Annotated in this window: 20 protein-coding genes; 9 read left to right on the forward strand and 11 right to left on the reverse strand. The window is 60.3% G+C overall.

The window, feature by feature from the left end; translation table 11 throughout:
* The first annotated feature begins 4 nt into the window (after positions 1 to 4).
* Complete coding sequence (locus I2G40_RS03780; RefSeq protein ID WP_195544228.1) at positions 5 to 685, forward strand: SDR family NAD(P)-dependent oxidoreductase; 681 nt, start codon at positions 5 to 7, stop codon at positions 683 to 685.
* Positions 686 to 735: 50 nt separating this feature from the next.
* On the opposite strand, the gene I2G40_RS03785 is transcribed toward I2G40_RS03780, so the two are convergent.
* Both I2G40_RS03785 and I2G40_RS03790 read right to left on the reverse strand, forming a co-directional pair.
* Positions 736 to 1,461 carry a uracil-DNA glycosylase gene (locus tag I2G40_RS03785; RefSeq protein WP_195544229.1) on the reverse strand — a complete coding sequence of 242 codons (726 nt, stop codon included), beginning with the start codon at positions 1,459 to 1,461 and terminating at the stop codon, positions 736 to 738.
* Positions 1,462 to 1,549: 88 nt separating this feature from the next.
* Positions 1,550 to 2,452, reverse strand: a complete 903-nt coding sequence (locus tag I2G40_RS03790) for a DMT family transporter (protein WP_195544230.1) — start codon at positions 2,450 to 2,452, stop codon at positions 1,550 to 1,552.
* Positions 2,453 to 2,610: 158 nt separating this feature from the next.
* Here I2G40_RS03790 and I2G40_RS03795 point away from each other — a divergent pair, with 158 nt between their 5' ends.
* Complete coding sequence (locus tag I2G40_RS03795; RefSeq protein ID WP_195544231.1) at positions 2,611 to 3,477, forward strand: LysR family transcriptional regulator; 867 nt, start codon at positions 2,611 to 2,613, stop codon at positions 3,475 to 3,477.
* A 27-nt stretch (positions 3,478 to 3,504) separates the two neighbouring features.
* Here I2G40_RS03795 and I2G40_RS03800 read toward each other — a convergent pair whose 3' ends face one another.
* On the reverse strand, positions 3,505 to 4,887 hold the full coding sequence (locus I2G40_RS03800; RefSeq protein WP_195544232.1) for an MATE family efflux transporter: 1,383 nt from the start codon (positions 4,885 to 4,887) through the stop codon (positions 3,505 to 3,507).
* A 178-nt stretch (positions 4,888 to 5,065) separates the two neighbouring features.
* On the opposite strand from I2G40_RS03800, the gene I2G40_RS03805 reads away from it, so the two are divergent.
* Positions 5,066 to 5,881: a putative RNA methyltransferase gene (locus I2G40_RS03805; protein WP_195544233.1), complete on the forward strand. Its 816-nt coding sequence runs from the start codon at positions 5,066 to 5,068 to the stop codon at positions 5,879 to 5,881.
* Positions 5,882 to 6,009: 128 nt separating this feature from the next.
* Here the strand turns inward: I2G40_RS03805 and I2G40_RS03810 are convergent, their stop codons facing one another.
* The gene (locus I2G40_RS03810; RefSeq protein ID WP_118081369.1) at positions 6,010 to 6,411 is read right to left on the reverse strand and encodes a hypothetical protein; all 402 of its coding nucleotides are present in this window, start codon (positions 6,409 to 6,411) and stop codon (positions 6,010 to 6,012) included.
* Between the two features lie 228 nt (positions 6,412 to 6,639).
* On the opposite strand from I2G40_RS03810, the gene I2G40_RS03815 reads away from it, so the two are divergent.
* Both I2G40_RS03815 and I2G40_RS03820 read left to right on the forward strand, forming a co-directional pair.
* Positions 6,640 to 6,783: a hypothetical protein gene (locus I2G40_RS03815; RefSeq protein WP_195544234.1), complete on the forward strand. Its 144-nt coding sequence runs from the start codon at positions 6,640 to 6,642 to the stop codon at positions 6,781 to 6,783.
* Between the two features lie 63 nt (positions 6,784 to 6,846).
* On the forward strand, positions 6,847 to 7,551 hold the full coding sequence (locus tag I2G40_RS03820) for a class I SAM-dependent methyltransferase (RefSeq protein ID WP_195544235.1): 705 nt from the start codon (positions 6,847 to 6,849) through the stop codon (positions 7,549 to 7,551).
* Between the two features lie 48 nt (positions 7,552 to 7,599).
* Here the strand turns inward: I2G40_RS03820 and I2G40_RS03825 are convergent, their stop codons facing one another.
* Complete coding sequence (locus I2G40_RS03825; RefSeq protein ID WP_195544236.1) at positions 7,600 to 7,896, reverse strand: hypothetical protein; 297 nt, start codon at positions 7,894 to 7,896, stop codon at positions 7,600 to 7,602.
* Between the two features lie 77 nt (positions 7,897 to 7,973).
* On the opposite strand from I2G40_RS03825, the gene I2G40_RS03830 reads away from it, so the two are divergent.
* The 4 genes from I2G40_RS03830 to I2G40_RS03845 all read left to right on the forward strand — a co-directional run bounded on the left by I2G40_RS03830 (position 7,974) and on the right by I2G40_RS03845 (position 14,488).
* Positions 7,974 to 8,462 (forward strand): N-acetyltransferase, encoded by a 489-nt coding sequence (locus I2G40_RS03830; protein ID WP_195544237.1) that lies wholly within the window; start codon positions 7,974 to 7,976, stop codon positions 8,460 to 8,462.
* A 304-nt stretch (positions 8,463 to 8,766) separates the two neighbouring features.
* A complete protein-coding gene (locus tag I2G40_RS03835; RefSeq protein WP_195544238.1) occupies positions 8,767 to 10,770 on the forward strand; it encodes a GTP-binding protein in 2,004 nt (667 codons plus the stop codon).
* A 93-nt stretch (positions 10,771 to 10,863) separates the two neighbouring features.
* Entirely contained in the window at positions 10,864 to 11,982 is a 1,119-nt protein-coding gene (locus I2G40_RS03840; protein ID WP_195544239.1) for an AAA family ATPase, read from the forward strand.
* The gene (locus tag I2G40_RS03845) at positions 11,975 to 14,488 is read left to right on the forward strand and encodes an excinuclease ABC subunit UvrA (protein WP_195544240.1); all 2,514 of its coding nucleotides are present in this window, start codon (positions 11,975 to 11,977) and stop codon (positions 14,486 to 14,488) included. Before I2G40_RS03840 ends, I2G40_RS03845 begins: the two co-directional genes overlap by 8 nt.
* A 40-nt stretch (positions 14,489 to 14,528) precedes the next feature.
* On the opposite strand, the gene I2G40_RS03850 is transcribed toward I2G40_RS03845, so the two are convergent.
* From I2G40_RS03850 to I2G40_RS03875, 6 genes are all read right to left on the reverse strand, one after another.
* Positions 14,529 to 15,629 (reverse strand): ATP-binding protein, encoded by a 1,101-nt coding sequence (locus tag I2G40_RS03850; RefSeq protein WP_324252565.1) that lies wholly within the window; start codon positions 15,627 to 15,629, stop codon positions 14,529 to 14,531.
* A gap of 144 nt (positions 15,630 to 15,773) precedes the next feature.
* Positions 15,774 to 16,373, reverse strand: coding sequence for a tRNA (cytidine(34)-2'-O)-methyltransferase (locus tag I2G40_RS03855; protein ID WP_195544241.1), 600 nt, complete (start codon positions 16,371 to 16,373; stop codon positions 15,774 to 15,776).
* A 95-nt stretch (positions 16,374 to 16,468) separates the two neighbouring features.
* Positions 16,469 to 17,599 (reverse strand): CobW family GTP-binding protein, encoded by a 1,131-nt coding sequence (locus tag I2G40_RS03860; RefSeq protein WP_195544242.1) that lies wholly within the window; start codon positions 17,597 to 17,599, stop codon positions 16,469 to 16,471.
* Between the two features lie 86 nt (positions 17,600 to 17,685).
* Positions 17,686 to 18,027, reverse strand: coding sequence for an arsenate reductase family protein (locus I2G40_RS03865; protein ID WP_195544243.1), 342 nt, complete (start codon positions 18,025 to 18,027; stop codon positions 17,686 to 17,688).
* Positions 18,028 to 18,044: 17 nt separating this feature from the next.
* Positions 18,045 to 18,668: a flavodoxin family protein gene (locus tag I2G40_RS03870; protein ID WP_195544244.1), complete on the reverse strand. Its 624-nt coding sequence runs from the start codon at positions 18,666 to 18,668 to the stop codon at positions 18,045 to 18,047.
* A 74-nt stretch (positions 18,669 to 18,742) separates the two neighbouring features.
* Positions 18,743 to 20,272: a diguanylate cyclase domain-containing protein gene (locus tag I2G40_RS03875; RefSeq protein WP_152068414.1), complete on the reverse strand. Its 1,530-nt coding sequence runs from the start codon at positions 20,270 to 20,272 to the stop codon at positions 18,743 to 18,745.
* Between the last annotated feature and the right edge of the window lie 24 nt (positions 20,273 to 20,296).

Consider the following 20,296-nt stretch of genomic DNA (forward strand, 5'->3'; position numbering starts at 1 on the left):
AAGTATGCGGGTTTTGATCACGGGCGCTTCGGGCGGTATCGGAGCCGCATGCGTGCAGCGTTTTTTAGACGAGGGCCACGAGGTCGTGGGCTTTGATCTTTTGCCGGCGGCGATCGAACACGAGCGCTACCGCCATCTGATCGTTGATGTCCGCGAGCCGGACTCGTTTCCAGGCGATCTTGAGCCCCAGGTAATCGTGAACGTTGCCGGTACGCAGGATTCGGCCGATGATATCGCCGCCAACCTGCGTGGCACCATCAACGTGACCGAGTGCTACGCCTTTGTGGGGGAGGGGCTTGCCGCCAAGCCGGCGCCGGCTATCAGATCCGTGGTCAATGTGGGGTCGGCGAGCGGGCATACGGGATCGGAGTTTCCCGCCTATGCCGCCAGCAAGGGCGGCGTTATCGCCTACACCAAGAACCTTGCAAACCGCCTAGCACCGCAGGCCATCGCCAACAGTGTGGACCCTGGTGGCGTTATCACGCCGCTCAACCGTTGCGTGATGGAAGACGAACACCTGTGGAGCCAGATTATGGAGCTCACGCCGCTTAGGCGCTGGGCCACCGCCCAAGAGATCGCCGAGTGGATCTACTTTGTGGGCGTGACCAACCGGTTTATGACCGGGCAGAGCCTGTTGATCGATGGCGGCGAGGCCGGCCGTACACAATTTATTTGGCCCGAATAGGAAACGCGCCCGATGGAAAGCCGTCGGGCGCGTTTTTGATGTATCGATTATTAGTCGAGGCAAGTCCAGCTGACGGGGGTCGAGCCGTGCTGTTCGAGTAGCCGATTGGCTGCCGAGAAGGGGCGCGACCCCATAAAGGCGGGGAGTTCTGCCGTGGCACGGTTGGCCGAAAGCGGCGAGGGGTGTGTAGAGGCCAGGCAGAACTTGCCGGTTGCCTTGCCCGCACCAGTTGCGACGAGCTTGCCTTCGACCATTTGCTGGGCAAAGCGACCCCATGCCAAAAAGACTACCGGCTGGGGCAGCTGGCAGCAGCGTTCGATAACGTAGTCGGTCAGGGTGCTCCAGCCCAGCTTGGCGTGCGAGTTGGCGGCATGCTCGCGCACGGTGAGCGTAGTGTTGAGGAGCAGGACGCCCTGTTGTGCCCATGGTGTTAGGTCTCCCGTGGCGGGAATGGGGCAACCCAGATCGGCTTTGAGTTCCTTATAGATGTTGCGCAGACTCGGCGGCAACTTGGTTTGCGTCGCGGGGACCGAAAACGACAGTCCCATGGCCTGGTTGGGTCCGTGATAGGGGTCTTGACCCAAAATGACAACTTTGACCTGGTCTGCAGGCGTGTAGGCGAGGGCATTGAGGATGTCGTCTTGTGCCGGGTAGATGATCTGCTCGGCACGCAAAAGGGCGATACGCTCGAGCAGCTGGTTCGTAGTGTCACGTACCGGCTGTGGCGCATCGCCCAACCAAGTTGCTATGTTGCGATCGCAAGTTGCGGTGTCCATGGGGCTCCTTTATGGCAGATGCTCTGTTTGCATCTATTGTAAAGGCGCACCGGTTGCCTTTATGCTACGGCTGTATGAAGAGTGGGGTCTACGAGACGCGCTCGGGCGCCCCTGCCATGCGAGCCTGTCCATGTGCGCGAAGGCGCGGAAGCTCGACGGTTGCCACCATGACGCCGGTGAGGATGAGGGCGGCGCCAAAGAAGGCGATGGGGCTCAGGACCTCGCCAACCAAGAAGAACGAAAAGACGGCGGAGCAGACCGGCTCGAGCGAGAAGGCGAAGCCGGTGGTCTCGGCGGGCACGTGGGGCTGCACGAGTGTCTGAGTGATAAAGCCGTAGGCGGAGCAGATGAGTGCGAGCGCGACGACAACGACGATCTCGCTGGGCGTGCCGGGAAGCGTGAAGCCGCCAAAGGTGAATGCAGCGATGCCCGAGAACAAGCCGCCGAAGCCCAGCTGCCAAACGCCCAGAGCAAGCGGATCGACTTCTTCGACAAAGCGCTTGGCCACGATAATGTGGCTGGCATAGATAAAGGCGGAGAGCAGCATGATGAGCGCGCCCGGGTTCAGGCTGGTGAAGTCGGCGCCCGAGAGCAGCAGCATGCCGCAGGTGACGATAGCCGTGCCGACGAGCACCTTGCGCTCGGGGGCGCGACGCAGCAGGGCGGCGTTGGCAAACGGCACGATCACGACCGTCAGGCTCTGCAAAAAGCCGGCGGTGGAGGCAGAAGTGAGGCTGGAGCCCAGGCACATGCAGGTGAGCTCGGTTGCCATAATGGCGCCGATGATGGCGGCGCGGACCATAAGGTCGCGGTTGATGTGCAACGCGCGCTTGTGGAAGAGCAGCAGGCAGACCACAAAGGCGATAATGCAACGCAGCGCAACGATACTCGTGGCGTTCATGCTGTCCATGCCGATCTTCATGAGAGGGTACGAAAAGCCCCATGCGACGGGAACGGAAAATGAGAGCGCGATTGCTTTTTTGCGATCCATGGGACTCCTTTTGTTACAGAACGGTTTCGCAAAAAGGATTCTGCTCCCAGATGTGGATGTAGTAAAGCGAATGTATCTTCAGTATGATTAAGAAATGCTAATGTTGGCGGGAAAAGTCCTGGCAAAACGTTTTACAGCTACATCGATGTGGAGGCACGATGGCATCGCGGTATCAGATTGTATGTATGGTGGTCGATTGCGGCAGTCTTAAGGGCGCGGCGGACGAGCTGGGCTATACGCAAAGTGCGGTGAGCCAGGCCGTCAAGGCACTCGAGCGCGAGCTGGGTACCACGCTTATCGAGCGCGGAAAGCAGGGCGTTTCGCTTACGCGCGACGGTAAGCAATATCTGCCGTACCTGCGCCAGATCGTGACCGCCGAGGCCGAGCTCGAGGGCAAGCGCCAGGAACTGCTGGGGCTTTCGTCGACCGATATTCGCATTGCAACGTTTACCAACGTGAGTCGAACCGTGTTGCCGCGCGTGATCCGCGACTTTGGGGCGCTGCACCCGGGCGTACGCTTTACCCTCAAGCAGGGCGATTACACGCGCAACGCCCAGTGGGTGCACGATGGCGTGGTTGACTTTTGCTTTACGGCGCGTGGGTTTACCGCAGGGCTCGAGAAGCGCGTGGTCTATCACGACGAACTGGTGGCGCTGTTACCGACTGCGCACCCGCTGACAGCAAAGGAAAAGGTGACGCTTGCCGACCTAGCGTCCGAGCCGTTTGTGCTGCTGGATGAGGGCGAACAGAGCCTGGTGCTCGATGCATTTGCGGCGCATGGCTTGTCGCCGCACGTGACGAGCGAGGTCACCGACGACTACACCATCATGGCGATGGTGGAGGAGGGTCTAGGCGTGAGCATGCTCTACCGTCGTACTGTGGAGGGCATGCGAGCCGATATTCGCGTGCGGCCCATCGTGCACGCTCCCTCGCGTGACGTAGTGGCAGCCTGGCGCAGCTGGGATACCATGCCCATCGCCACGAGGCGCTTTATCGACTATATGAGCTCGCATATTGTCAATTAATGACTGGCGTGGCTTTGAGTGCGGTGTTTAGCGGGCTGTCGCTTTGGCTTGGGTGGCGCGATAGGTGCGTGCCGGGTGGCAAAGTAGTACCGCCACGACCATAAAGAACGCCGTGGTGCCCAGGCTGATGGGGTAGACCATCATGATGTTCGCAAAGGTGCGGAAGTGCGGGAACACGCAGAACACCCAATAGAAACGGATGCCGCAGACGCAGATCATGGTGATGAGGGCGGGCGTGAGCGAGATACCAAAGCCGCGCAGGTAGCCGGACATGTTTTCGTAGAACATGCTAAAGGCGTACGCCGGGAAGATCGAACACACGCGGATATAGCCGATCGAGACGATGTTGGGATCGCTGTTGAACAGCGACAAGATCTCGCGTCCCAGGCCGACAATAACGATGATCGTGGTGAGTGCAACGATACCGCCTTCGACCAGGCAGACCTTGAGCGTTTTGGTGCAGCGGTCGATCTGGCGGGCACCGTGGTTTTGTCCCACAAAGGTGGTGCAAGCCTGGCTAAAGCTGTTGAGCAGGTTGTAGCATACGTACTCCAAGCTCATAGCGGCGCTCGATGCCGCCATGACCTCGGTGCCCAGGCTGTTGATAGCAGACTGGATGATGATGTTGGCGACGGCAAAGACGGCGCTCTGGATGCCGGCGGGCAGGCCGATCTTGACGATGCGCTTGAGGGCGACGGGGTCGATAGCCAGGTCGCGCGGGGTGACGCGGACGACGGAGTCGGTCTTGAGCAGGCGGATAAAGAGCGTGGCGGCGCTGACAGTGTAGGCGATAGCGGTGGCGATGGCGACGCCCGCGACGCCCCAGTGGAGTATGGGGACAAAGATGAGATCCAGGCCAATGTTGAGGACGGTGGACACGGCAAGTGCCTGCAGCGGCATGCGGGTGATGCCGACGGAGCGGAAGATCGCGGCCTCAAAGTTGTAGAGCAAGATCGAGGGCATGCTGAGCAAAAAGACGCGCAGGTAGAGCGAAGCGAGCGGCATGGTTTCGGCGGGAACATTGAGCGCGGCGAGCATGGGCTCGGCAAAGATCTCGCCCAGCGCAATGACGACAAAGCCCACGAGCGCCATTAAAATCGAGGTATGGACGGCGCGTTTGACCATGTTCTGATCGTTGCGGCCGATAGCGTTGGCGATGACCACGTTGGAGCCAAGCGACATGCCAATAAACAAGTTGAGCATAAGACTGGTAAGCGGAACATTGGAGCCGACCGCCGCCATGGCGAGGGTTCCCTGGTCACCCGAGAAGTTACCGATAATGACCGTGGCGATGAGGTTCGACAGCTGCTCCAAGATGCTCGTGGCGGCCACGGGGAAGGCGAACAGGGGAACATTGCGCCACAGCGATCCGGTGGTCATGTCAATGTGCTTAGATACGGTGTCAGCCATACGCTCTCAATCTCTAACATGCTCTTTTGTGCTTATTTGCGCAGACGATGATACTCCTAATCGACTAGTCATTGGGGACGTTCTAAAACGATTACTCATTCAAGAACGTCCCCAATGACTAGGCGGGGAAGGCGTGCGACAATGGTGGGCGTTGTGTTGTTCGCGCTAAGGAGTTGCCATGTTGTTGTGTCCCGTTTGCCATGAGCCGCTGGTGGATGACGAACGCGGTGCTGCATGCGCGGGTGGGCACCGGTTTGACCGTGCGCGCGAGGGCTATCTATATCTCCTGCGCTCGTCCAAGAGCGGCGACTCCATGGGCGATCCCAAGTCGCAGGCACGCAGCCGTCGCGACTTTCTGAACCGCGGTTACTATGCGCCGTTGCGCGATGCGATGGTCGAGCTGGTGCGCGAGCGGGTGTCTGGACGTGCCGCGTCTACGAACTGCCCCATGACGTTGCTCGATATTTGCTGTGGCGAGGGCTATTACACCAGCGCCATGGGTGCGGTGCCGGGCGTGGATGCTTACGGCTTTGACCTGGGCAAAGAGATGGTGCGCCTTGCCGCCAAGCGCGGCGATGCGACCTACTTCGTGGCCAACATGAAGGACATCCCCGTGGCCGATGGCACCTTCGATATGGTGACCGAGCTCTTTGCTCCCTTTAACGAGCGTGAGTTTTCTCGCGTGCTGGCGCCAGAGGGCTCGCTCTACACCGTGGTGCCGGGTGCCCGTCATCTGTTTGGGCTCAAGGAGGTACTCTACGACACGCCGTACCTTAACGATGAGAAGCTGCCGAAGACCACCGAGCTCGAGTTGGTCGGAACGCGGCGGGTGTCTGCGAACATTACGCTCCAAACCCAGGCCGACATCGAGGCGGTGTTCCAGATGACGCCGTACTACTACCGCACGCGCCCTGCCGATAAAGAGCGCCTGGCAAACTTGGACACCCTTCAAACCGACATCGACTTCATCATCGCCGAGTACCGCCACAGCTAACAACCTGCCAAAAAGGGACAGGTTTGTTTTGGTAGGTTTTGTCTGGGCAAACGTAAAGGGCCGACCGCGGAGATGCGCGATCGGCCCTTTTTAGTTGCTTGGCTGCAGAGGTTATGAGAAGCGAGCGCTTACAGGCGGTCCTTGTTCTCGGCCTTAACGGCGTGTGCCTGCTGAACAAAGAACAGGTCGTAGACCACGATGACAAAGGCGACGATATTGACGGAGCTGCCGCCGAGCGCGGGAAGCGTGAGCGCGGCCTGCGCAATCGTGGCGATTGCGGCAACGATGCCGAGCTTAAACGCACCATCCACCTGCGAAGGCTTGTTGGCGCCCTTGATGCCCGCAACGCCCGCGGCGAGATCGATGAGGCCCTTGGCGACCAGCACGACCGCGGCGAGCATGGCGTTCGACCCGTACGTGGAATCGAGGTTGCCGGTCGCGATGCCGACGCCGGCGATGACGAGGCTGGCGATGCCCAAAACAAAGTAGACGAGGGCAAGGATTTTGAGAGTCTTACGAGCAGAGCTCATGGCTGGTCCTTTCGATACGAGTACGCCAACCTGGCGCACCCCAAGTGCTGCACATATGGTGAAGCACATTGTAGTTCAACGGGGCGATGCATGCGTTTGAAAGCGTCTCTTGCCTGCACGGTCCAACCTTTCAAAAAGGAAAGCCAGCTGTAAGGCAAATCGATGGCAGCCCATGTGCGGCGCTGCGATGATGAGGCCGTAACAAGGAGCTGGTCTCAAGGAGGAGTCATGATGTACGGAGCAGGGCAAGTGCGTGAGCCGCGGTCGTTGGGAAGGCGCATGGGCGATTCCGTGATCGCTGCCGTGTGCACGGGATTGATGGCGGTACTTTGCATTGCGATGCTGTGGGCCATGTCGCATGTGGGACAATAGCGGACGGTTGGGTGCCGACATAAACGGCGCTCACGTATTCGTTTTGATTGTTAAGGAGTACCCATGGGCGTCGTCGATCCCTTTTCTGTTGCTCGGGCCGCGGGGCTTGAGCTGACCGGGAAGTCCGAGGGCCTCACGCTCACCGACGGCACGATGGAGCTGCGTGCCGATTTTGGCCGCATGCTGCCGCGACTCAAGCAGGGCCGTCTGCAGCAAGAGCTGTTGGTGAAGGCTGCGCGCACAAAGGGCATCGAGCGACCATGGGCGATTGACGCTACGGCAGGCTTTGGCGAGGATTCGCTGCTGTTGGCGGCCGCGGGCTTTACCGTCGATCTGTATGAGCAGGATTGCGTGATCGCGGCGCTCCTCAAGGATGCCCTGGATCGCGCGGCAGATGATCCGGCGCTTGCGGCTGCCGTGTCGCGCATGCGCTTACATGCGGGCGAGGACAGCATTGCCGGCCTTCGCCATACGGCTGAGCTGATCGGGCGGGGCGAGCTTGCCGCCCCCGACGTGGTATATCTGGATCCCATGTTTCCCGAACGCACCAAGAGCGCGGCGGTGAAAAAGAAGTTCCAACTCTTACACCATCTGGAGCAGCCGTGCGCCGATGAGGAGACGCTGGTCGAAGCTGCGCTTGCGGCGCGCCCGCGCAAGGTCGTTATCAAGCGGCCGGTGAAGGGGCCGCTGCTTGCCGGCGTTAAGCCGAGCTATCAACTTGCGGGCAAGGCCGTTCGCTACGATGTGTTGGTGCCGCCGCGCCCGTAGCTTGCGTGCGATGGCTGGCGCTCCGTCAATGCCGTGCCGATGCGGCGCCTATTTCCAAGGGTGCGACGTCAAGTGCCAGCCGCCGCAGTATTCGCATTTGTAGCAGGCCAGCCCGCGGCGTCCGCGGTTTTCGCAGTCGGCCATAACTGCCTCGGCCTCGGCGCGCGTGTCGTAACGGTTTTTGCGCTCGCACGATTTGTAGCGCCAGGCTTCATCGCGCTCGGAGTCCAGGGCGTCGCGGCGCTCGTCCTCGCGTGCAAACAGGTCGCTCATATCGCCGCCGGTAGCAGCGCTCAAAAACTCGCTTTTGGCCTTTGACCAGGCGGCTCGCTTTTTGCTTCCCATCTGCTTCGCGCCCTTCTCCAAACGTTGGTATCATTGCTCAATCAAAGTGATACCAATAAACGTGAGGTCGCCGCGTGATGATCAGAAAAACCCTCGATACCGACATTCCCGCCGTCATGGCCATCTATGACGCGGCCCGCGCCTTTATGCGCGCACATGGCAACACGACGCAGTGGCCCGAGGGCACGCCTTCGGGCGAGCAGCTGGCTGCCGATATCGCCGCCGGTGGCAGCTATGTGTGCGAGGAAGACGGACGCGTGGTGGCGACGTTTGCCTTTCTGCCGGGGCCGGACAGTTCCTACGATGTGATCGAGGGCGGCCAGTGGCGCAGCGACGCCCCGTATGCTGTGCTGCACCGCGTGGCATCCGACGGCACCACGCATGGCGTCGCGGCTGCGATGTTTGCCTTTGCCGAGGAACGCATCGACCATCTGCGTATCGACACACACCAAGACAACCTGCCCATGCAGGGCGCCATCGCCAAGGCCGGGTTTAAGCGCGCCGGTATCGTATATGTGTCGGACGGTACGCCGCGCGTCGCGTTTGATTGGCTGCGCGAGGCATAAAGGCCGAGTCACATACCAGCGTTTCATCGAAATGAAAATGGCCCCGAGTGGGGCCATTTTTGGTAAAACGCGTTGTTGTGGGGTTCGCGCTGTTACCGCCTCAGATGAGCCAAGGCAGACAAAAGGGGAGGTGCCGGCTTTCGCAAGGCGCGAACCTACGAAAATCGCCGCGCGGCAACGCGGGGCGATGAGCTCGGTCGGGGGATAGGGCCCGCTTCGCCCGCCGGCCCGTAAATTGTATCATCCAGTGTGGAGCGTGAACGCCCGTTGCCGCGTGCGATGGGCTTGTAATAAGAGGAGAGCCATGTCGAAGCAAGCGGTCGTTGGAATCTTGGCGCATGTCGATGCCGGCAAGACCACGCTGGCCGAGGCCATGTTGTTCAACGCGGGTCGCATTCGCAAGCGCGGCCGCGTGGACGATGGCGATTCGCATCTGGACACGAATGCGATCGAGCGTGAGCGTGGCATTACGATCTTCTCGTCGCAGGCCGTGCTCGACCATGGCGATACCCACGTCATGCTCGTGGATGCGCCGGGACATGTCGATTTTTCTGCCGAGGCGGAGCGCACGCTGCGCGCACTCGACTACGCGATTTTGGTTGTGGGCGCCAACGACGGCGTGCAGGGGCACACCGAAACCCTGTGGCGCCTGCTTGCGCGCTATGACATCCCGACGTTCATCTTCATCAACAAAATCGATTTGGAGAATCCCGGCCGCGATGTTTTGCTGGCACAACTTGGGCAACGCCTTTCCGAGGGCTGCTTGGATGCCAGCGAACTGCTGGCGGGCGGGGCCGTTCAGGAGGACGCTGCCGCGTTAGACGAAGAAGCGCTCGAGGAGTTTTTTGAAGCGGGCGAGCTTTCTGTCGCAACGCTGTCGCGCATGGTTGCCGAGCGCAAGCTCTTTCCCTGCTTTGCCGGCTCGGCGCTCAAGGACCAAGGCGTGGACGAGCTGCTGGATGGCATATGCGCGCTGATGCGTGAACAGGCGTGGCTCCCGGAGTTTGCCGCGCGCGTCTATCGTGTCAGCCGTGGGGATCACGGCGAGCGTTTGGCTTGGGTTAAAGTGACCGGCGGCACGTTGCATGCCAAGCAGATGATTGACGGACGTTCCGGTGCCGAGGCATGGGAGCAGAAGGTCGATCAGGTCCGCATCTATAACGGCGAGAAGTATGAGCTTGCCCAAGAAGTTGCTGCTGGCGGTATTTGTGCCGTGACGGGTCTTGCGCACGTTCGCCCAGGGGACGCCTTGGGCGCGGAATCCGCGTGCGATGCGCCCGTCATTGCGCCAGTTCTCACCTATACGGTGCTTCCGGGCGAACACGATGTCCATGCGGTGTTCAAAGCACTGACTGAGCTGGCGGACGAAGATCCCATGCTCGGCGTAAGCTGGAATACGCATCTTGAACAAATACATCTGCAGCTCATGGGGGCGGTGCAGCTCGAGGTCGTGCAGCGGGTGTTGGCCGATCGCTTTGGCCTTTCGGTTGCGTTTGAGTCTGGCGGCATTCTCTATAAGGAGACTATTTCGCAGCCGGTCGAGGGCGTGGGCCACTTTGAGCCACTGCGCCACTATGCCGAGGTGCATCTGTGCCTGGAACCGTTGCCGGCGGGTTCGGGCGTGCAGTTTGGCACCGTGACCTCGACCGACGAGCTCGATCTTAACTGGCAGCGTCTGGCACTCACCAACGCCATGGAGCGCGATCATCTGGGCGCGCTGACCGGCTCGCCCATCACCGATGTGCGCATTACGCTCACGGGTGGCCGCGCGCATGCCAAACACACCGAGGGCGGCGATTTTCGCCAGGCCACGTACCGCGCGATTCGCCAGGGGCTCATGCAGGCGCGTGAGGCCGGCGCGGCGGTGCTGTTGGAGCCGTGGTATCGCTTTGAGCTCGAGGTGCCGGGGGAGTGCGTGGGCCGGGCGCTCTCGGATGCCACGCGCATGGGTGCCGAGTACGAGCCGCCGACGATGGCGGGAGACCGGGCGAAGCTTGTGGGTCGCGTGCCGGCATCTGAGGTGCAGGATTACGCGCTGGAGGTGGCTGCCTACACGAGTGGTCGTGGGCATCTGTACCTGGAGTTCGCCGGCTATGCGCCTTGCCATGATGCCGAGTGCGTAATCGAGACGGCCGCCTATGAGCCCGAGGCCGATCTGCCCAACACGCCCGACTCGGTCTTTTGCTCTCACGGCGCCGGCTACACGGTCAAATGGTACGACGTACCCGCCGCAGCTCATGTAAAGGTCGATCCCACCACCTTCCGCTCCTGGCGAGCAGCAGACGCCGAGTTTTTCGGCCATAGGTGATAGAGGGTCAGACTCTTTGCCGCATTTAATTGGTATAACTCGGTATAAGTTGGTATAACTGTTACCAGGGTTTACCGATCCGAGGAGGCCGACATGAATCCAAATCCCTTTAAGCCAACGGCAGGCAAGCGGCCTCCGATGCTCATCGGTCGAGAGTCGGTCATCGAAGATTTTGAGGAAGGACTCGACAACGGCGCCGGAGCGCCGGGCAGGCTCATGCTCATTACGGGAAATCGCGGCTGCGGCAAGACGGTTCTCCTGCGGGAGCTGCAACGTCTAGCCAGCGAGCGCGGATGGGCGGTTGTCTCCGATTCCGCTTCGCTTGGCTTGTGCGACCGCCTGGCCGACGCGCTTCGCTCGAATAAACCCGTTGTGACGTCAATGGAATTCGGTCCGTCGTTTGGTCGGATGTCAGTCGAGGCGGCGCGGGCAAAGGGCGAGATGTTGCGAGGGCTGGTCAACGAGCGCCTTAAGAAGCTCGGTCCAGGCAAAGGCATACTGTTTGCGATTGACGAGGCGCAATCGGCGTCTATCGAGGAGCTGGCGGCCCTTGCCGTTCTCTATCAGCAGGTGCTCGGAGACCAGGATGCCACGGGCTTGCCCGATAGCGAGCAGCGCGGTCTTGCGCTGGTGTTCGCCGGCTTACCCAGTATGGTTGACGACCTGCTCGAAGAGCCGAGCGTGACGTTTTTGCGGCGTGCCCAGCAGCGTACGCTGGGGGCGATATCCTTGCCCAAGGTGCGTGATTCATATATCCAGGCGGTCAAAGATGCTGGTCTTTACGTTGACGCGGAGACGGCGGACCTTGCGGCGCGCAAGAGCATGGGGCATCCCTATATGGTTCAGCTGGTGGGATATTACATGTGGCGGTCTGCTGTCCGGCGTAGCTCGCAGGTCATCGAAAGGCGCGATGTCGAGGATGGCCATGCGGATGCCGTCTCCGAGTTCTACGAAGCGGTTGACGCGCCTCTGTATTACGGGCTGCGCAGTCCACAGCGCCTCTTTATCGAGGCCATGGCGGTTGACGAGGGCAAACCGACGCGCATGGCGGATATCATTGAGCGCTGCGAGCGTACCCAGAGCTGGGCGAGTAAATATCGCGCAAGCCTGATTCGCGAGCGCGTCATCGAAGCTGCCGGATACGGCCTCGTCCGGTTTACCGTGCCCATGCTGGGCGCGTACATTCGCGATCGAGTTTTATGGCATGAGTAGGGTGATAAAGGTGACGGAACAGAAGATGAGCCCGCAGGCTATCGAGGTACGTGGCGCGCGCGTCCATAACCTCAAGGACATCGATATCGACATTCCGCTGGGAAAGCTCGTGGGTATTGCCGGCGTATCGGGTTCGGGCAAGAGTTCGCTGGCGCTGGGGGTTCTTTATGCCGAGGGCTCGCGTCGCTACTTGGAAGCACTCAGCACCTATACTCGACGTCGCCTAACGCAGGCCGAACACGCCCAGGTGGACGAGGTACTGCACGTGCCGGCGGCGCTCGCATTGCATCAGCGCCCCAGCGTGCCGGGCGTGCGTTCCACCTTTGGCACCATGACCGAGCTCAACAACAGCCTGCGTCTGCTCTTTAGCCGCTGTGCCCATCACGTGTGCCCGCATTGCGGGGCGCGTGTGGAGCCGAGCCTTAATGTGGCTGCGGGCCTGTCGCTCACGTGCCCCGCATGCGGCCGCGAGTTCTACGCGCCGGGTGCCGAGGACCTTGCCTTTAACAGCGGCGGCGCGTGCTCTACCTGCGGCGGCACTGGTGTCATTCGCGAGGTGGACGAGGCGAGCCTGGTGCCCGACGAGTCAAAGACCATCAACGAAGGCGCGGTGCTTCCCTGGGGTACGCTCATGTGGGATCTGATGAAGCAGGTAGCCGGCGAGATGGGCGTGCGCACCGACGTGCCGTTTAACCAGCTCACGCCTCAAGAGCGCGACATCGTGTTTCACGGCCCCGCGGTTAAGAAGCACATTCTTTACGTTCCCAAAAACGGCGAGGGCGCCACGCCGCTCGACTTTACCTATTACAACGCCGTCTATACCGTCGAGAACGCACTCGCAAAGGTCAAAGACGATAAGGGTCTCAAACGCGTTGCACGCTTTTTGCGCGAGGGGCCATGCCGTGACTGTGGCGGCACGCGTCTCTCCGAGGCCGCACGCCAGCCCCAGGTACGCGGTATCAATCTGGCACAGGCCGCGGCCATGACGCTTGGTGATGCGGTTGAGTGGGTGCGCGAGGTGCCCGCATCCTTGCCGACCGAGATGCAGCCCATGGCGACGGATATCTGCGATTCGTTTTTGGGTGCGGCCCGTCGCCTGGTCGATTTGGGCCTCGATTATCTTTCGCTCGACCGCGCCGGCGCCACGCTCTCCACGGGTGAGCGCCAGCGCGTCCAGCTTGCTCGCGTGGTGCGCAACCGATCGACGGGCGTGCTCTATGTGCTGGACGAGCCCTCGATTGGCTTGCATCCGGCAAATGTCGGCGGCCTGGTAGGCGTGATGCGCGATTTGGTGGATGACGGCAACACCGTGGTTGTTGTCGACCACGACACGCGCGTGCTGGCGGAAGCCGACTATCTGGTCGAGATGGGCCCCGTTGCCGGAGCGGGCGGCGGCAATGTGATTGCCGCTGGCACGATAGATGAGGTCGAACAATCGCGGGGCAGCCGCATCGCCCCGTTTTTGTGCACAGAGTCCAAACGCATGCGTCCGCAGGTGACTGACGAGGAGATGTTCGACCAGGGCCACATCCGCATGGCAACCGATGCCATCCATACCGTAAAACCGCTCGAAGTCGATATTCCGCGCGGCCGTCTTGTCGCGGTGACAGGCGTTTCGGGCTCGGGCAAGACGACGTTGGTGCTCGAGACGCTCATTCCGGCGCTTAAGGCCCAGGCAGCTGGCGAGCGCTTGCCACGCCATGTGCGTTGGGTCGATGCCGAAGGCATTGCCCGTGCCAACCTGATTGACGCCACGCCCATCGGCGCCAACGTGCGCTCGACGGTCGCAACCTATGCCGACATCCATGACGAGCTGCGCCGCGCCTTCGCCCGCACGCCAGAGGCCAAGGCAGCCGGCTACAAGGCAGGTGCCTTTAGCTACAACACTGGCACTCTGCGCTGCCCTACGTGCGATGGCACGGGATCGATATCGCTCGACGTGCAGTTTCTGCCCGACGTCGAGATCGTCTGCCCGGCATGTCGCGGTTCGCGTTATGCAGACACGGCTTCGCATATCCATCGCGAGGGCAAGGACGGGAGCCTGCTTACGTTGCCGCAGCTCATGGACATGAGTGTGGACGAGGCCATCGACGCCACACTGGGACTCAAGAAAGTCCAGGCGCGCTTGCAGACCTTGCACGACCTGGGCTTGGGTTATCTCACGCTCGGTGAGCCCACGCCGGCGCTCTCGGGCGGCGAGGCGCAGCGTCTTAAGCTTGCGAGCGAGATGGGACGCGTGCAGGACGATGCCGTATTCGTGTTCGACGAGCCTACGATCGGCCTACATCCGCTCGATGTTCAGGTGCTGCTGAGTGTGTTCGACGGCCTTGTTGCCAAGGGCGCCACGGTTATCGTGATCGAACACGATCTCGACCTTATCCGTAACGCCGATTATGTGATCGACATGGGCCCGGGCGGTGGCGACGCCGGCGGGCAAATCGTCTGCGCCGGCACGCCGAGCGACATCGCGGCTTGCTCCAAGAGCATTACCGGTCGCTACCTATAGGCAATGTGACAAAGGGACTGCCTCTTTGTCACATTGATTTCTATTTCACGCATTGAGCCGCGAGATAGTCGCGGAAGAATGGCAATTCAAATGCGACGAGCCCTCGTCCTCGCTCCCCGATGATGCCGGCGTCTATCATGCGGCGTCGGTAGCGGGAGACCTGCTGCGGCGAACGCTTAAGGCGCTCGACAAGGTCAGCGGTGGTGGACTCTTCTTCGTCATCGAGCATGGCGATGAGGAATCGCTTGTCCTCTGCAGTGAGTTCCCGATAGGTTGCCGCGAGGATTCGGTCGTCCATCTCGTCGCGCGCGATTTTGATTCCCAGGTCAAAGTCGCGTGACGAGATTTTCTTCGAATCGTTTGTGAGATCCCAGGCACGGTAGCCTACGAGTTGCAATAGGAAGGGAAAACCAGAGATCGAGCGAACGGCTCTATCGATTCCCTCAGCATCTGCCAGGCGATCGTTTTCCTGGATTGTGCGAATCAAGGCCTCTCGCACGTCATAGTCGGCAATGCGACCCAGATGATATTGTTGGGCGCGGCGAAGGAACGAGACCGTCTTGTGGTTCAGCAACGTCGAGACGTTGTTGGGAAGTCCCGCCATGAGCAGCGCGACGCGTCTCCCATCGGTCACAAAGTGCTGATACGTCGCTGCGAGCTGAATCATCTCGTCGAGTGTCGGGTCCACCTCGTCAACCGTGACGAGCAGACCGGTGCCCGCTTCGTTGAGCTGGTCGATGATGTCGCTCATGCGATACCGCCAGGTTGAGGCATCGTGAACGCGACTGACCTCGATGCTGCCGAGCGGTGCAATTCCGAGACCGGTGACTTCGAAGTGGTTGGACGGGTCGATAAGATGGCCGGCAGCACGTTTCGCCCCGAACTCGATTTCCTCAAGCATTCCCGGGAGCGCGGTCGTCTTTACGGCAATCCAGCCGTGGGATTCCGCCCTTGTCGCGAGCGACGACATGAGAGCGGTTTTACCGGTTCCACGAGCGCCTGAGAAGATCGAGGTCAATTCTGGGCGCCTGCGCTGGCTCAAGAAGGCACGGTCCAAATCCCGAATAATCTGTTGTCTGCCAGCGAGGTGGGCAGGAACCTCACCAAAACTGGGGGTAAACGGGTTCTCGAGATATTCCACAAAGCTCTCCTTTCACACCGCCGTTTAACTTCATTTTACTTTAGTTAATTCTGATTAAAAGTGAGGGCTCTTTATCTAGAGCATCAATTAGGCGTGTGTGCCATCGGCGCGGCGCTTGAATGTGACAAAGGGACAGTTCCTTTGTCACATTCCCGGAAAGCCTGTTTGGCGTAGGGCCTCGTAGAGGACGATGGCGGCGCTGTTGGAAAGGTTGAGGGCGCTGATGCGGTAGTCGTCGGGATTGACGAAGTTGCCGCAGATATCCTGCCGAAGGATGGCCTCGTGGCTGTCCTCGGTATGCCCCAGCGATTCCTCGTGAGCTTCCCATGCCTCGGCGTTATCGAGCGAGTCGCAATCGCGCAGCATCGGGATGCGCTCGCAGCGCTCGGGCGCCGCGGCAAGCAGTGGCTCGGGAATGCCCGAGCTCTCGCTGCCAAAGACCAAGTAGTCGCCATCGCGGTAGGTACTCTGCGCATAGGTGCGGCGTGCCTTTTTGGTCAGCAGATGCAGGCGTTCGTCGGCAGGGGAGAGACCATTGCGTGCAAGGAAATCCTCCCAGCCGGCATAGGTGGTCACGTCCAAGTTTTGCCAGTAGCCCAGGCCGGCGCGATGCACCGTCTTGTCATCGAGCGAAAAGCCCAGCGGCTCCACCAGATGCAGGCGGGCACCGGTAACCACGCAGGTGCGGCCGATATTGCCCGTATTGGCCGGAATCTCGGGTGCGTACAGCACGATATTGAACATGAATCTCCTTGGCTCAGAACGAAAAACCACCACGAAGGGCACCTTCGTGGTGGTTTGGCGGTTGCGTAGGCGGAAAAATGCCCGCTTGGATAAACCTAGGCGCGGTGCCAGTCGGTCAGGCAGGCATCGAGGGAGGCGATGAGCGCATCCTTGTCCATGTGACGGCCGATGATGCACAGGCTCGTCATGCGGTCGCCCGTCTCGTCGTCCCAAATCTGCATGATCTCGGGGTTCTCGTCGATGATCTTCTGCTTCTCGCCCTCGGGCGCCGAGTCAACGAACAGGCCGTTCTCCATCAGGCGCATCTGGTGGCCAGCCTGCTCGAACATGTAGCACATGTCCGGATCGCCGGTCTGCCACAACGGACCCTTGACGCGAATGACCTCGTCGGGCCACTCCTGCTCAACAAAATCGGTGAACTTCTGCAGGTCGAACGGCTTGCGGCGCGAGTAAACAAAGGTCTCGATATCGTACTCGAGCACCTCGGGGTCGTCGTGCTCCTCGGGATGCTCCATGGCCTCGATCCAGGCGGCGGAGTTATAGGCGCGCATAAAGTCGAAGCGGTCGGTGTCGAGCAGCTCCTCCATGGGGACCTCGCCGTTTTGGGCCTCGACGATTACGGCGTCCTTCTGCAGGCTGCGCACGATGGCCTTGAGCTCGGCGATCTGTTCGGGCGTCACGGTATCGATCTTGTTGAGGATCAGCGTGGAGCAGAACTCGATCTGCTGGATGAGCAGGCTTTCGATGTCGTCCTCGTCGATATCATCGGCCAGCAGGTCGCGACCGCCGTTGAACTCGTCGTACATGCGGGCGCAATCGACCACGGCCACGATGTTGTCGAGCGCGAGCTTGGGCTCGCCGCCCACCTTGGCCTCGTCACAGAAGCTCGAGATGGTATAGGCGATGGGGATAGGCTCACAAATACCCGAGGCCTCGATGATGATGTAGTCGAACTTGCCTGAATCGGCGATGCCCTGCAGCTGGTTGGCCAGGTCATCCGAAAGCGTACAGCAGATGCAGCCGTTGGTGAGCGGGATGAGGTCGTCGGTCTCGGAAAGGCCGCCGTCGGCGATAAGGCTGGCATCGACGTTGATCTCGCCGATATCGTTAACGATCACGGCGGCGCGGATACCGCCGTCGTTAGCGAGGATGTGGTTGAGCAGCGTAGTCTTGCCGGCACCGAGGTATCCGGTAAGCATGATGATCTTCACGGGTTTGTTGGGCATGTGCCCTCCTTTGTTAGACATGGCTTACAGTTGAATCTTATGCCAAACGCCTGCTCTTATACCCACGCGCCGGCAAATAACACAAGCTACTCCCAGGCTCCCCATACATCGGGGCAATAACCGACGGTGGCCTTTTTGCCGTTGCGCACGATGGGCTCGGCCAGAACCTGCTGATTCTCGAGCAGTTTATCGAAGCGCTGGCTAGGGGTGAGGTGCTGGATGAGCGCGAGCGTCTCCTCGTCCTTAGCCTTGGGGTTGAGCAGCTTGTCGATGCCGCCGACCGCCTGCATCACGCTCGTGAGCTCGCCCTTGCTCACCTCCTTTTCCTTAAGGTCGATAAACTGCACCTTAATGCGGCGCTCCTTAAAATAACGCTGAGCCTTCTTGGTATCGAAAGACTTTTTGGTGCCAAAAATTTGCACGTTCATGTATTTGTTCCGCCGTTCTACCTGATGAAGTTGGTGCGCTCGCGATCGGCTTCGGGGGCTTCGATACCGGCGGCCTGTCCTGCCTCGATACAATGCAGGAGCCAGGCCATGTTCTTGCCGATGTTGCGCATGGTGGCCAGGCCCTCGGCGTCCTGGGCGGCCTCGCCCGGCATGGCGCCAAACACGTTGTTCCAGTACGTGGAAGCAACCACGGGCATCTGGTTGATGGTGAAGTACTTATTGAGCACGTCGAAGGTGGTCGACGTGCCGCCGCGACGGGCAACGGCGACGGCAGCGCCCGGCTTGTGTGCAAAGGCTTTGCTGCCGGCATAGAATGCGCGATCGAGGGCCGAAAGGATGCGCCCGCTGGGGTGCGCATAGTAGACGGGCGAGCCAAAGACAAAGCCATCTGCCTGCTCGGCGGCAGCGATCAGCTCGTTCACCACGTCATCGTCAAAGGTGCAGCGGCAATCGAGCTTGCCGCACTGACCACAGCCAATGCAGTCGCGAATGGGCTTGGTGCCCAGCTGAAACACCTCGGTATCAATGCCTTCGGCATTGAGTTGCTCGGCGACTTCGGCGAGTGCGCGGGCGGTGTTGCCGTTTGCCTTGGGGCTGCCATTGACCAAAAGAACCTTCATCACAAACTCCCTCTGCTGTCGGTGACTTCTGCAGAGGATTATCGCACGATGGGGGAGGTGGTGTGGGCGCGGTGCTAATCCAGTTTGGTACCTGGCACCTGCACGGCTTTCCCGAGCAACGCTTTGAGCTCGTTCAAAATCGAAACGGGCTGACGGTCGACGCCGTCCAGATGGAGCGTGGCCACGCGAATGGGCGGCTGATATTCAAATGGGCCAAAGAGCACGGGCGAACCCAGGAACCGCTCGATTTCCTCTGCAATCGCATCGGTTTCTTCGGGATCAAAGTCGTCGAAAAGAGCCACGAACATCGGCCCCGTCGAGCGGAACATACGACCCTTACCGCGCGAGCATTCCACCAGACAGGCGGCACACTCTGCCAAAACGCGGTCGCCCGCATCAAAGCCAAAGCGGGCATTGACCTGAGCGATATCGTCGATTTTGATGGCGATCAAACCAGCCTTGCGCGCCACGCGACGCATTTCGCCAATGGCGTTGACCAGGGCGTGAATATCGCCCAAGCCGGTCACGGAATCGGTCGTATCTGCCAAGCTTCGGTTGATGATAATGCCCACATACATGCCGGGCTCGGTATCGGTGCCGTCCAAGCGGTAGCCCGTGCAGTCGCAAAGCACGTATTTTCCGGTGGCATCCATTACGCGATACTGCATGTAGTGGAAGTGCCACGTGCCGTTTATCACCATGTCGAGCTCGACACGTACGTTGTCGCGGTCCTCGGGATGAACGCGGGCGAGCCACATGTCGAGTGAGTTAAAAGGGTGCTGGGAGGGCAGGTCAAAATCGCGCACGGCGTTAACCGACCATTGCGATTCTCCCGTATCGAGATTGAGGATAAACGGATAGCGCGTCTCGGAGCTCATGGAGATCGCTTGGAACACCCGGTCGTTGCAGGGAAGCTGATCGACGATTGGGCGTTGCGGCGCGTCATCGTCTTTCGGTTGCTGCACACGATGCATAAGCTTATAGCGATACATCTTGCGATCGGCATCCATTGTCATCTGGCGACGCGTGTCGCCAGCAAGTGGATCGACGCGCGAGCAGCCAAAGCTAAAGCTGCCGATCATGGGCGCCTTGCCACCTGAGCTCGCCTCGATCAGCCTGGTACGTACCTGCTCCAAGCGCTGCTCGAGTTCAATCTCGTTTGCGGAGAGCGAGATGAGCACAAACTCGTCTCCACCGATACGGAACAGCATCTCATCGTGCTCCATGGTTTCGGAGAGCGTGCGGCAGATGCTCAGAATATAGCGATTGCCTTCGGCGTGGCCAAACCTATCATTGCAATGCTTGAGATGGTCGATGTCAATATAGGCGCAGGTGAAGGGGTCGCCTTTGCGCCAGAGTTGCTCGACGTGACGGTCGAATCCGTTGCGGTTGCCCAAGTTGGTGAGCGGATCGATATAGGCGTTGCGCTCAAGCAGCTGGCGCTCTTGTTGCAGGATGGCATGCGTCTTTTGCAGTTGCTCGCCAACGGCGCGTAGCCCAGCAGGCAGCGCGGCAACATCGAGTTCGGCGGTCGAGACGCCGTTCGCAAGTCGCTGAAGATAGGCAATAATCGATTGCTCGCCCAGGCGATACGACTCGTTCATGATGGATAACCTCCTTGGGCGGAA

This window comes from Collinsella aerofaciens (genome assembly GCF_015558785.1).
Taxonomy (GTDB): domain Bacteria; phylum Actinomycetota; class Coriobacteriia; order Coriobacteriales; family Coriobacteriaceae; genus Collinsella; species Collinsella aerofaciens_P.